The organism is uncultured Aquimarina sp., assembly GCF_947492405.1.
Classification (GTDB): Bacteria; Bacteroidota; Bacteroidia; order Flavobacteriales; family Flavobacteriaceae; genus Aquimarina.
Map to the genome: position 1 here is coordinate 1,189,384 of NZ_CANLMP010000001.1, position 12,447 is coordinate 1,201,830.

Consider the following 12,447-nt stretch of genomic DNA (forward strand, 5'->3'; position numbering starts at 1 on the left):
ATTCATCTTGGTCTGAAAATGAAAAAATCATATAAAACACATCAATTTTTTAATATTTCTGTCATTTTTTAACATTTAAAATACGTAGGTTAAAATAAAACTCTTATATTTGGTTAACCAATTTGGTTGACCAATTTAAAAATATGAGAATTAACCTAGGAAACGAACCTTTATCTTCTAAAACCGAAGTTGAAACCGTAATCTCAAAAATTAGAGACCTTATCATTAACCGGCAACTTGAACCTGGAGATAAACTACCATCAGAAAGAACATTATCCAATAAATTCAACGCTAGTAGAAGTCAGCTACGGCTAGCTATACAAAAGTTAGAATTTTATGGAATAGTAAAAAGATATCCCAAAAGTGGAACTTTTGTATCTAAGATTGGCGTTGGAGCTCTAAACTCTATGATGGCAAACATTTTACACTTACAAACACCAGATTTTAAATCTCTGGTAGAAACCAGATTAATACTGGAAACAAAAGCTGTAAAATTAGCGGCCATCAGAAGAACTGAAAAACAATTATATCAAATCGAAAAAGCGCACGAAGCATACATTAAAAAATCTATTAATGGTCAAAATGCGCTAGACGAAGATTTATTGTTTCATCTTAAGGTTGCAGAAGCAAGTTGTAACAGTGTTATCAACTCTTTGATGCTAGTAATCACTCCTGAAATAATTACCAATTTTGTTACAAATAAAATTTGTGATGCTCAAAATTTTTCGAGTTTGATAAAAGAACATCAAGATATTGTAAATGCTATAAAAAATAATGATCCGGACCAAGCAACAAGGAGTCTAAAAATTCATTTTAAAGACTTATATAATTATTGTCACACTAATTAAAAAACCAGCCTATGTAAACTTTAATATTAAAAGAAAAAAGGACAGGCATAACCCATCCTTTTCAATTATTCTGTAATTACTTCAAGTTAGAGGGAGAAGTCAAATAACAAGAATAATAGCGCATCATTACCTAAGTAAACATGCAGCAGCAAATATAACAATTCATATTATGGTTGAAATTTTGCTCTTGTTAATGTTTAGTTAAGTAACACACAAGTCCAAATAGCTTAAAAAGCCGTTAGACTTATATCTGAAACAAAACTAATCATTGAAACAATTACACATGAATCACAAAATAACTATAGCTTTACTACTATCGTTATTATATCATTTCACCTCATATGGGCAAGAAAGTTATGAGTTAACTGGTATAGTAACATCAATAGAAACAAACACACCAATTCCCGGTGTGAGCGTCCTTGTAGTTGGAACTTCTACAGGAGCGGTAACAGATTTTGACGGAAAATATACTATAAAAGTAAAATCAGGTGATGTGGTACAATTCTCCTATATAGGACTTACTACAAAAAACGTTACCATCTCCGGACAGACTACTCTAGATGTATCTATGGAAGAAGATTCTGAAGCACTAGATGAAATTGTGGTAGTTGGATATGGAACTAGAAAAAAATCACATAATACTGGAGCCATTGCACAAGTAAAAGGAAGTGATGTAGCGGCGATACAAGCAACCCGTGTAGACGAAGCACTAGCCGGCAAATTATCTGGGGTTCTTATTCAAAACCAAAATCCAGAACCAGGTGCAAACCCAAAAATTCAAATAAGAGCAGCATCTTCTCTTGCTGGTGACTCAGGTCCACTAATTATAGTGGACGGTTATCAAATCTCAGGAAATTTAGCCACTGTAAACCCAAATGACATCGAAAGTTTAGAAGTTTTAAAAGATGCAGCTTCTGCAGCTATTTATGGTGCTAATGGTGCTAATGGGGTTATTTTAGTAACAACAAAAAAGGGTAAATCAGGTCAGCCACAATTTAATTATAATGCTTTCATTAGTTTTTCAAATAAATACCGTAAGAACATCTTAAAATCAGGGCCAGAATGGGCCGCAATTTCAAGAGAAGAAATTGCCGCTGGTAATTGGGATTTATCTCAAGTGGACCCAGCTTTTGTGGAGTATAGATTAAGAGCATATGAAAATTCGCCAGGAGCTATAAGTCCAGAAGACTGGTTGTTTAGAACTGGTACTACCATTAATCACGATTTTAGCATGGCAGGTGGTTCTGAAAATGCCAAGTACTTTGCATCAGTAGGATATCAAAACGCAGAAGGGGTAGCAATAACACAAGGGTTTGAAAGGTTTAATGCTCGATTAAACATTGATACTAAATTAGGCGAAAAATTTAAGGCTGGAGTAAGCTTTAATGGTTTTACTTCGAGAAGAGACATCTTAGCTCATGATATGAGAGATTTATTAAGAGCTTACGGTGTTCATCCTGTATATCATACAGCAGAATCTATTGCATTTGTACAAGCATTAGATTTAGAAGCGCAAGGATTAGGATTAGCAGCATTTGATAATGGTTATAGAGGCGGTATTGGACCAACGAGCATATATGAACTAACACCAGGAGATAGAGTAGACGATTGGCATTATGGTAGAGCTAATAATGGTATTGGAGGCTCAGGAGATGCTGGACCCGCTCAGAAGTTGGATAATGCAGATGCTTGGCAGAAAACCTATTTTGCTAATATTTCTTCGTACCTAGAGTATGAAATTATTGATGGACTCAATATAAAAGCTGTTTTAGGTGGTGATTATAATAATACTCAAAATTATTATTACCAAGGTCTTGGGGCAGATTCTAGAGCCCGTACAGATCAAACAGATTTAGATGAAAGTACCAGGAATGCAACCTCTATTCTAAGTACTACGACATTAAATTACAAGAAATTAATAGGGAAACACGATATCGACGCCGTGATTGGTTATGAATTTTTAAATAACTACATCAATGCTATTTCTCTTGTAGGTACTAATGTCCCTAATAGTGATATTATCAATTACAACCTATTAGATCCAGAAGATATTACAACAACCGAAACAGAAATCACCAGAGCAAGAAAAAGTGTTTTTGGTAGAGTGCAGTATGCTTATGACGATCGTTATTTAGTATCTGCATCCTTAAGGAGAGACGGTGATTCTCGTTTTGGAGCTAATAAACAATATGGAGTGTTCCCTGCAATGTCTTTAGGTTGGAATGTCCATAATGAAGGTTTTTGGAAATTAGAGAAATTTAGTCTTCTTAAATTAAGATTTAGCACGGGATCTTTAGGAACGAGTGCATTCTTAAATGATTTTGATGCTCAAAGTCTTTTAAATCCTATTCCAACGGTTTTTGGTACTGGGTTTGGAATTTCTGGAAACGTAAATAATCCAGATCTAACCTGGCAAACCAATACGGAAACGAACTATGGTATAGATTTAGGATTCCTAAATAACCGTTTTAGATTAAGTGTGGATTATTACAACTCAGATATTGAGGATATGTTAATAGGAAGAACAGTGTCTTATACAACTGTTGGACAACCTTCTATAATAGTAAACAATGGTGATATGACAAGCTCTGGATTGGAATTTGAACTTTCTGCAGGTATTATTCAAAATCAAGATTTCTCCTGGAATATTAGTGCTAACTTATCAACTGTTAATACAGAAATTACAGATTTAGATTCGGTAGATGAACTACCACAAATACAATACGGTCAGAGCGGTAGAGGCCCAATTTTTAGAAATTATGTTGGAGGAGAAATAGGCGAAATGTGGGGCTTAGAAACCATTGGTGAAGTGGAAATGAGATTTTTAGAAGACCCAACAAGACACCCTAATAATACTTCTGGTGAATCTTATGTAGTGGATCAAAATGGAGATGGAGTTATTAATAGTGATGATTATGTAAAAATAGGACAAGCCACTCCAGATTTCTACTGGGGATTAAATAGCACTATGAGCTATAAATCTTTTGATTTATCAATGCAATTTCAAGGTTCTCATGGAGCAGAAGTATATAACATTGACCCTCTTTACTATGAATCACAATGGTCTGGTAGGTTAGTAGATTCTTTTGATGTTGATGATAATGGTATTGCAGATCACAATGGAGAATTTTATATAGGTAATAGAAGACAAACGGATCACGGCATTCAAGATGCGTCTTTTATAGCACTAAGAAATTTAACTTTAGGATATACCTTAGATCAAAAATTAATATCCAAAATAGGTTTAAGTTCTTTTAGAATTTATGGTGCATCAACAAACCTGTTATACATATGGGGTGATGATTATACTTCATATAATCCAGAAGGTATTGAAACAGGGAATTCTGGTTATGCTGGACCAACAACCTACGGTGTGCAAGTTGGAGCAAGCCCTATTGTAAGAAGTTTTACGTTTGGTGTAAATGTTAATTTTTAAAAAAAGAAAAATGAAAAAAATAATTTTATTATTGGCAATAGTTTCATTCTTCACTTCTTGCGAAGATTTAGAACAAGTGCCATCAAATATCGCAAATTCAGATTCATTAACAGATTTTGAAGGTGTTTTAAATGCAGCATACTATTACCAGTTAGGTTCTGTAACGCCAATGGCAGTGATGGGAGATTTTAGAGCAGACAATGCACTAATGATAGAAGAACCCTACCCTTCTTTTGATAGATTTAATAGTGATTTGTTAGATATGGAAGATCAGTTCTTTGAACCATTTTATATTGCCCTATACAGATCAATCTTAAGTGCAAATAATGTTATTGAAAATTCAGCTAATTCGAATGATATTGGTGAAGCAAAGTTTATAAGAGCCTTATCTTACTTTAAATTAGTTCGTGTTTTTGGTGATGTCACTGTAAATTTAAGTTCTGGAAATCTTAATTTAGATACGACGAGACAGCCAGCTGCAGAAGTATACAATACTATCATTATTCCTGATTTACAAGATGCCATCGCAGCATTAGATAATTCTGGGTTATCTAACGGTAGAGCAACGCAGATAGCTGCTCAAGGCTTATTGGGTAAAGTATATATGCAAATTGGTAACTTTAGCAGTGCAGAATCACATCTTGCTGCTGTAGTAAATGGTGCAGCAGCAGCCGGTGTAAGTTTGCTACCCAACTTTGCAGACATTTTTGGAGATGCTAATGATTTAAATCCAGAAATTCTTTTTGCAACCCAAGTATCAAGTTCAATTCCGGATGAATATGGATTTACAGAATTTACGGGATGGTATATTGGTAATGATTCAAAATCATTTGAACCATTAGATTTGGATTTAGTTGCTGCTTTTGATGCTGCGGGTGATGTTACGAGAAAAGCACTTACAGTTGATGAAGTTGCTATAAGAGGAATAAAATACCTATCAGAAAATCCAGATCAAGATTGGATAGAATTGAGATTAGCAGATGTTATTTTGTTATATGCAGAAGCACGTAATGAAAATATCAATGCAGATGGTTCACAATCAGCATCTATTTTAGGTTTATTAGATAACATTAGAACTAGAGCTGGCTTAGCCAGTTTAAGTGGTACTGCAAATACACAAGTGGAAGTTAGACAAGCCATCGCTGATGAAAGACGATTAGAATTAGCCTTTGAAGGACAACGATGGTTTGACCTAGTTAGAACTGGTACTGTAGATGCAGAAATGGGAGAAACGATTAACTCAAATTATCATGTATTTCCTATTCCAGTTTCGGAAATACTTGCTAGTGACGGTATAATTTCTCAAAATCCTGGATACTAAAGTTGTGTGTGTATGAATAATAAGTAAAATTATTGTTTGTTATGTATCCTTTACTCCATTGATCATTAGTTTGGTCAATGGAGTATTTTTTATTCATATCTTTTAGTTACAATTAATACTAATAAGTTATTGATTGATTCATAAATTGAAGCGTTTCCATTAAAATGTTTAATAAAAGGGTCATATATTTGTTATGAACTAGCGAAGTTGTATGATTACGATTAAAGAAATTACCTCCAAAGCAGATTTGACTACATTTGTTAAGTTTCCTTTTGAATTATATAGAGATTCTCCCTATTACGTTCCTTCTATTATTAAAGAAGAGCTAGATGTAATGAATCCTAAAAAAAACCCCGTTTTTAAAAATGCGATAGCTAAATATTTCTTAGCATATAGAAATGACAAGATAGTAGGGCGAATAGCTGCAATTATTAATTGGATTGAAGTAAAAGAACAACAAAAATTAAAAGTTCGCTTTGGATGGTTTGATGTCATTGATGATATAGAAGTTACCAAAGCTCTTTTAGGAAAAGTAGCGGAGTTTGGAAAACAACATTCTCTTGAGTATATGGAAGGTCCTGTAGGATTTTCTAATATGGATAAAGCAGGTATACTAATTAAAGGGTTTGAAGAACTTAATACCATGATTACCTGGTATAATTATCCCTATTATCAAAAGCATATGGAACAACTCAGTTTTGAAGATGCAGCGACCTGGGTAGAATACAAAATAAAAGTTCCTACAGAGACTAGAGAAAAGGTAATCAAGTTTGCAAAAATTATTAAAGAACGCTACCAACTTCAATTACTTAAATTTAAGAAAAGTAAAGAGCTATTGAAATATGCAGATGATATGTTTGATTTACTGAATAAAACGTACAGTAGCTTACAAACATTTGTTCCTATACAACAGTATCAAATAGAAATGTATAAGAAAAAATACTTACCATATTTAAATCCAGAATACATTACCTGTATTGCTGATAAAAATGGAAAGTTAATTGCTTTTTCGATTGTTATGCCATCATTCTCTAAAGCTTTGAAAAAAATGAATGGTAAAATATACCCTTTAAAATTCCTTCATATTCTTAAAGCACAACGAAGAAATGACACCGCTGCTTTTTACCTTATTGGAGTTGATCCAGAATATCAAAACAAAGGAGTTACAGCACTTATATTCAAAGAAATGAATGAAACGTTTATTCGTAACGGTATAGAAATGGTAGAAACCAATCCGGAGTTAGAAGAGAATAAAGCTATACAAGCATTATGGAATGATTATGAACACGAGCAACACAAAATGCGAAGAACATATAGAAAAGATATTTAAAGTACTTTCTAAATAAACTACCCATTTAGGGTGAGAAAATTCACCAATGTAATTTTTAAATTAGTCAACATAATACATAGATAAGTCTGTTTATCTTTTTCTGGTCATTATCTAAATCTAAAACTCAATATTATGTTAGACAATCTTTTAAAAATTAATGGAATTCAAAAGTTACACAAGAAAAAACAAAAAACTATTAATGGCGGTGATCTTTTAAACACTGATCGTCTAGCCTGTTCTAATGATTTTGATTGTACACCTCAGCATATTTGTTGTATGGGAACATGTTTCAATCCTTCTATAGCGTTTTTAGACCCGGGATGTTAAAAGAAATGCATTAGATATTTAAAACTAAAAAATCCGCTAAATAGCGGATTTTTTAGTTTTAAATATATTTTTTTAGTCTTTCTTATTCTCCCATTGCTTCTGCAAGAGCAGCAGACATTCTTTTATAAGTTCCGTTTTCTAATGTTTCTCTAATAGCTGAAAATGCATTTAATGTTTCTTCTATATCTTGCATTGTATGAGAAGCGGTAGGGATTAATCTTAACAATATCAACCCTTTAGGAATAACAGGATACACAACGATAGAACAAAATATCCCATGATTTTCTCTAAGATCTTTAACTAGCGCCATTGCTTCAGGTATACTTCCTTTTAGATATACCGGAGTTACACAGCTTTGTGTAGTCCCTAAATCAAAACCTCTATCACGTAATCCATTTTGCAAAGCATTTACATTTTCCCAAAGTTTTGCTTTTAACTCAGGCATGGTACGCAACATATCTAATCGCTTTAGTGCTCCAACCACTAATTGCATCTGCAATGATTTAGCAAACATCTGCGAACGTAAATTGTATTTTAGATAGTCTATAATTTCCTGATCAGCAGCAATAAAAGCTCCTGTACTTGCCATAGATTTAGCAAATGTTGCAAAGTACACATCTATTTCACCCTGAACTCCTTGTTCCTCTCCTGCTCCTGCTCCAGTTGCTCCTAATGTCCCAAAACCATGAGCATCATCAACAAATAATCTGAAGTTATATTTTTCTTTTAGTGCTACTATTTCTTTTAACCTTCCTTGCTCACCACGCATTCCAAAAACCCCTTCAGAGATTAATAGAATTCCTCCTCCGGTTTTTTGAGCCATTCTGGTAGCTCTCATAAGGTTTTTCTCTATGCTTTCGATATCATTATGACGATACGTATATCTTTGTCCTTGATGTAATCTAACTCCATCGATAATACAAGCATGTGCATCTACGTCATATACGATAATATCATCTTTACTTACCAGTGCATCAATCGTAGATACCATTCCTTGATATCCAAAATTCAATAAATACGCTGCTTCTTTATGCACAAATTCTGCAAGCTCATTTTGTAGCTGTTCATGAAGATCCGTGTGTCCACTCATCATTCTGGCACCCATAGGATATGCAGAACCATAAGCAGCCGCAGCTTCAGCATCTACTTTACGAACTTCTTCCATATTAGCTAGCCCCAAATAATCATTAATACTCCAGGTAACTACTTCTCTACCCTGAAACTTCATTCTATTTGATATTGGCCCTTCTAACTTTGGAAAAACGAAATATCCTTCTGCTTGATCCGCCCATTTTCCCAAAGGTCCTTTGTCCTCATATATTTTATCAAATAAATCTCTCATCTACCGCAAATTTGATTTCTTTAAGTGTGCGAAAATACAGAAAATTGACGTGATAGCATAATTATATGCAAAATCACTACTATAAACTATTTTTTCACAAAAAAAGCACCTGTACAATATCAGATGCTCATATTTTTCTTGTATTAAACTTTACTTAACAAACTGAACTTTTGTAGTATCTTCTTCATGAACACTATCAAAAAACCCTTGTTCCATCATCCATTCATCACTAAACACCTTACTCATATACCGAGATCCATGATCTGGTAAAATAACTACTACATTACTATTTGCATCAAATTCTCCCTGTTCTGCTAATTGTTTTACACCTTGTATAGCTGCACCACTAGTATACCCAAGAAACATTCCTTCTGCTTTTACCAATTCTCTGGCTGTATGCGCACTGTCTTCATCACTTACTTTCTCGAACTTATCAATCACATCAAAATCTGTAGCACTCGGAATAAGATTTTTTCCTAAACCTTCTATTCGATAAGGATAAATCTCTTCTTTATCAAATTCTTTGGTTTCGTGATATTTTTTTAAAACAGACCCATATGCATCAATTCCAAGCACTCTTATGGCACTATTCTTCTCTTTTAAATACTTTGCAGTACCAGAAATAGTGCCTCCTGTTCCACAACACGCTACAAAATGAGTTACATTACCATTGGTTTGATTCCAAACTTCAGGTCCAGTAGAATTGTAGTGAGCATCAATATTCAATTCATTAAAGTATTGATTTATATAAACGGAGCCTTTTATCTCTTCATGAAGCCTCTTAGCTACCTGATAATAAGATCTAGGATCATCAGCACTTACATGTGCTGGACACACATATACTTTTGCTCCCATATTCTTAAGCATTGCTATCTTATCTTTAGAAGATTTAGAACTAACTGCCAGTATACAATCATAACCTTTGATAACACTCACCATAGCTAAACTAAAACCAGTATTTCCACTAGTAGTTTCAATGATGGTATCACCGGGTTTGAGAATACCTTTTTTTTCAGCTTCTTCAATAATATAAAGTGCAATTCTATCTTTAGTGGAGTGTCCAGGATTAAAGGATTCTATTTTAGCATAGAAATTTCCTGGATAGCCTTTCATAATTCTGTTTAATTTTACAAGTGGTGTATCACCTATAAGCTCTAAAACATTGTTATAAGCCTGTATATCTTCTCTCATAAGGTTGTGTTTTACACAAATCTGTAGAACTAAAAAAGGGGAGTCTACAAACTGTTACAAAAACGCTACGAAGTTACGTTAATTTTTTTAATTAATTCTTTATACCTTCTAAATCTAGTAAAAAAGCATACTCTTCGGCAACTTCTTTAAGTGCTTCAAATCTCCCTGAAGCTCCTCCGTGCCCCGCTTCCATATTCGTATGCAATAATAATAGATTCTTATCTGTCTTTAACTCTCTTAACTTAGCTACCCACTTTGCAGGTTCCCAATATTGTACTTGCGAATCATGTAATCCTGTTGTAACCAACATATTTGGGTATTCTTGCGCTACCACATTATCATAGGGTGAATAAGATTTCATATAGTCATAATACGCTTTCTCATTTGGATTACCCCATTCGTCATATTCTCCTGTTGTTAATGGTATACTATCATCCAACATAGTCGTTACAACATCTACAAAAGGCACAGCAGCTACAATCCCATTGTACAACTTTGGTGCCATATTTACAATAGCTCCCATTAGTAAACCACCTGCAGACCCTCCCATTCCATAAAGATGGTCTGATGATGTATATCCTTCTTCTATCAAGAATTTAGAACAATCAATAAAATCGGTGAATGTATTTTTCTTTTTAAATAATTTACCATCCTCATACCAGGAACGTCCTAGATATTCACCTCCTCGTATGTGGGCTATTGCATAGATAAATCCTCTATCCAGCAAACTTAGACGTACTGTCGAAAAATATGGATCTATCGTAGAGCCATATGATCCATATGCATATTGCAACAATGGATTAGTACCATCTTTTTTAGTGCTTTTTTTATAAACCAATGATATTGGCACCTTAGTTCCATCAATTGCAGTTGCCCAAACTCTTTCTGATATATAATTATTCTTATCAAAATTACCTCCTAACACTTCTTGCTCTTTCTTAACCTCCTTTTCTCGAGTATCCATATCAAAATCAATAACCGAATTAGGAGTGGTTAACGAATTGTACGCATACCTTAGTGTTTTAGTGTCAAAATCTACATTCGTACTTACATAAGCTGTGTAAGTCTCATTATCAAATGGAAGATAGTAATCATCCGTACCATCCCATTTCTTAATATTGATTCTATTTAATCCATTACTACGCTCACTTATTACCAAATACTCCTTAAAAATATCAACATCTTCTAATAAAACATCTTTACGATGAGGAATAAGATCCTTCCAATTTTCTTTTAAAGTGTCGTTTTCTGAAACCTTCATCAGCTTAAAATTCTTGGCGGCATCAGCATTAGTCAACACATAGAAACTATCCTCATAATGAGCAATTCCATATTCTAAACCTCTAATTCTAGGTTGAAAAACTGTAAAATCCCCAATAGGATTATCTGCTTTTAGAATATGATATTCCGAAGTTAGTGTGCTACTGGATCCTATTACTATGTATTTTTTAGATTTTGTCTTGTAAACGAAAGTATTAAAAGTGTCATCTTTTTCGTGATAAACCTCTACATCGTTATCAGAATCCGTATTCAGAGTATGTCTAAAAATTTTATGCGATCTTAATGTTTCGTTATCTTTTTTAGTATAAAATAGTGTTTTACTATCTGCTGCCCAGGTGCTGCCTCCAGTGGTAGTTTCTATTTCATCCGGATATATTTCACCTGTTATAAGATTTTTAATACGTATTGTATATTTCCTTCTACTTACCGTATCTACTCCAAAAGCAATTAACTTATTATCGGGACTCACACTTAATCCAACCATTTTAAAGTAAGCGTGATTTTCTGCTTCTTTGTTACAATCGAATAATATTTCTTCGGGAGCATCGAGGCTTTCTTTTTTTCTCGCATATATGGGATAATCTCTTCCTGTCTCATAACGGGTAATATACCAATATCCATTTAGTTTATATGGCACAGAAGCATCATCTTCTTTAATTCGGCTTTTCATCTCTTCGAAAAGATTTTTTTGCAAATCCTTCGTATGAGCCGTCATTCTGTCATTATAGTCATTTTCACATTTTAAATAATCGATCACATTCGGATTATCTTTATCATTAAGCCAAAAATAATTATCAACACGGATATCGTTATGTTTTTCTAGTTGTGTAGCTTTTCTGTCTGCAATTGGGTTCTGAACTTCTATCTCCAATGTTCTTTCTTTATTATAGTTACGTGAAGTTGCAAAAATAATAGTTAACGATCATATAACGCTATGCTTTTCACAATAATCTCTTAGTTTATTAACAGGTAAAATACTAATTTTGTTCTTAATTAATCATTAAAAAAATTACCAATGTTTGGAGATATGATGGGAATGATGGGTAAACTAAAGGAAACCCAGAAAAAAGTAGAGGAAACAAAAAAAAGATTAGATACTGTTTTAGTAGATGAGAACAGTACAGATAACCTTCTCAAAGTTACTATTACAGCAAACCGAGAGATCAAAAGTATTTCTATTGCTGATGAATTATTAAATGACAAAGAACAATTAGAGGATTACTTAATCCTTACTCTTAATAAAGCTATTACTAACGCCACAGCTGTTAACGAAGCTGAACTAGCTGCAGTAGCAAAAGAAGGAATGCCGAATATTCCTGGTTTGGATATGTTTAAATAAGTTCTGAAATAATATAGAAACAAAAAAAGGAA

At 33.5% G+C, this 12,447-nt stretch carries 9 protein-coding genes; 6 read left to right on the forward strand and 3 right to left on the reverse strand.

The genetic code is table 11. The features are described from left to right. Positions 1 to 143 precede the first annotated feature (143 nt). From Q0829_RS05245 to Q0829_RS05265, 5 genes are all read left to right on the forward strand, one after another. Positions 144 to 848 carry a FadR/GntR family transcriptional regulator gene (locus tag Q0829_RS05245; protein ID WP_298540716.1) on the forward strand — a complete coding sequence of 235 codons (705 nt, stop codon included), beginning with the start codon at positions 144 to 146 and terminating at the stop codon, positions 846 to 848. A gap of 283 nt (positions 849 to 1,131) precedes the next feature. Continuing rightward, complete coding sequence (locus Q0829_RS05250; protein WP_298540718.1) at positions 1,132 to 4,284, forward strand: TonB-dependent receptor; 3,153 nt, start codon at positions 1,132 to 1,134, stop codon at positions 4,282 to 4,284. Positions 4,285 to 4,294: 10 nt separating this feature from the next. After that, positions 4,295 to 5,605, forward strand: coding sequence for a RagB/SusD family nutrient uptake outer membrane protein (locus tag Q0829_RS05255; RefSeq protein WP_298540720.1), 1,311 nt, complete (start codon positions 4,295 to 4,297; stop codon positions 5,603 to 5,605). 211 nt (positions 5,606 to 5,816) lie between these two features. Further along, positions 5,817 to 6,935 (forward strand): GNAT family N-acetyltransferase, encoded by a 1,119-nt coding sequence (locus Q0829_RS05260; protein ID WP_298540722.1) that lies wholly within the window; start codon positions 5,817 to 5,819, stop codon positions 6,933 to 6,935. Positions 6,936 to 7,067: 132 nt separating this feature from the next. Then, positions 7,068 to 7,262 (forward strand): hypothetical protein, encoded by a 195-nt coding sequence (locus Q0829_RS05265; protein WP_298540727.1) that lies wholly within the window; start codon positions 7,068 to 7,070, stop codon positions 7,260 to 7,262. A gap of 82 nt (positions 7,263 to 7,344) precedes the next feature. Here Q0829_RS05265 and Q0829_RS05270 read toward each other — a convergent pair whose 3' ends face one another. From Q0829_RS05270 to Q0829_RS05280, 3 genes are all read right to left on the reverse strand, one after another. Then, the gene (locus Q0829_RS05270; RefSeq protein ID WP_298540731.1) at positions 7,345 to 8,604 is read right to left on the reverse strand and encodes an aminotransferase class I/II-fold pyridoxal phosphate-dependent enzyme; all 1,260 of its coding nucleotides are present in this window, start codon (positions 8,602 to 8,604) and stop codon (positions 7,345 to 7,347) included. Between the two features lie 150 nt (positions 8,605 to 8,754). Next, positions 8,755 to 9,795 (reverse strand): cysteine synthase family protein, encoded by a 1,041-nt coding sequence (locus tag Q0829_RS05275; protein WP_298540734.1) that lies wholly within the window; start codon positions 9,793 to 9,795, stop codon positions 8,755 to 8,757. 91 nt (positions 9,796 to 9,886) lie between these two features. Further along, positions 9,887 to 11,947, reverse strand: a complete 2,061-nt coding sequence (locus Q0829_RS05280; RefSeq protein ID WP_298540736.1) for a S9 family peptidase — start codon at positions 11,945 to 11,947, stop codon at positions 9,887 to 9,889. Between the two features lie 144 nt (positions 11,948 to 12,091). On the opposite strand from Q0829_RS05280, the gene Q0829_RS05285 reads away from it, so the two are divergent. Next, positions 12,092 to 12,415 carry a YbaB/EbfC family nucleoid-associated protein gene (locus Q0829_RS05285; protein WP_298540738.1) on the forward strand — a complete coding sequence of 108 codons (324 nt, stop codon included), beginning with the start codon at positions 12,092 to 12,094 and terminating at the stop codon, positions 12,413 to 12,415. Positions 12,416 to 12,447 lie beyond the last annotated feature (32 nt).

What these genes read in the sequence shown, in the direction of transcription:
- Q0829_RS05270 (WP_298540731.1), bottom strand. Translation starts at nt 8,604, where the DNA reads ATGAGAGATTTATTTGATAAAATATATGAGGACAAAGGACCTTTGGGA.
- Q0829_RS05255 (WP_298540720.1), top strand. Translation starts at nt 4,295, where the DNA reads ATGAAAAAAATAATTTTATTATTGGCAATAGTTTCATTCTTCACTTCT.
- Q0829_RS05245 (WP_298540716.1), top strand. Translation starts at nt 144, where the DNA reads ATGAGAATTAACCTAGGAAACGAACCTTTATCTTCTAAAACCGAAGTT.
- Q0829_RS05260 (WP_298540722.1), top strand. Translation starts at nt 5,817, where the DNA reads ATGATTACGATTAAAGAAATTACCTCCAAAGCAGATTTGACTACATTT.
- Q0829_RS05250 (WP_298540718.1), top strand. Translation starts at nt 1,132, where the DNA reads ATGAATCACAAAATAACTATAGCTTTACTACTATCGTTATTATATCAT.
- Q0829_RS05285 (WP_298540738.1), top strand. Translation starts at nt 12,092, where the DNA reads ATGTTTGGAGATATGATGGGAATGATGGGTAAACTAAAGGAAACCCAG.
- Q0829_RS05265 (WP_298540727.1), top strand. Translation starts at nt 7,068, where the DNA reads ATGTTAGACAATCTTTTAAAAATTAATGGAATTCAAAAGTTACACAAG.
- Q0829_RS05275 (WP_298540734.1), bottom strand. Translation starts at nt 9,795, where the DNA reads ATGAGAGAAGATATACAGGCTTATAACAATGTTTTAGAGCTTATAGGT.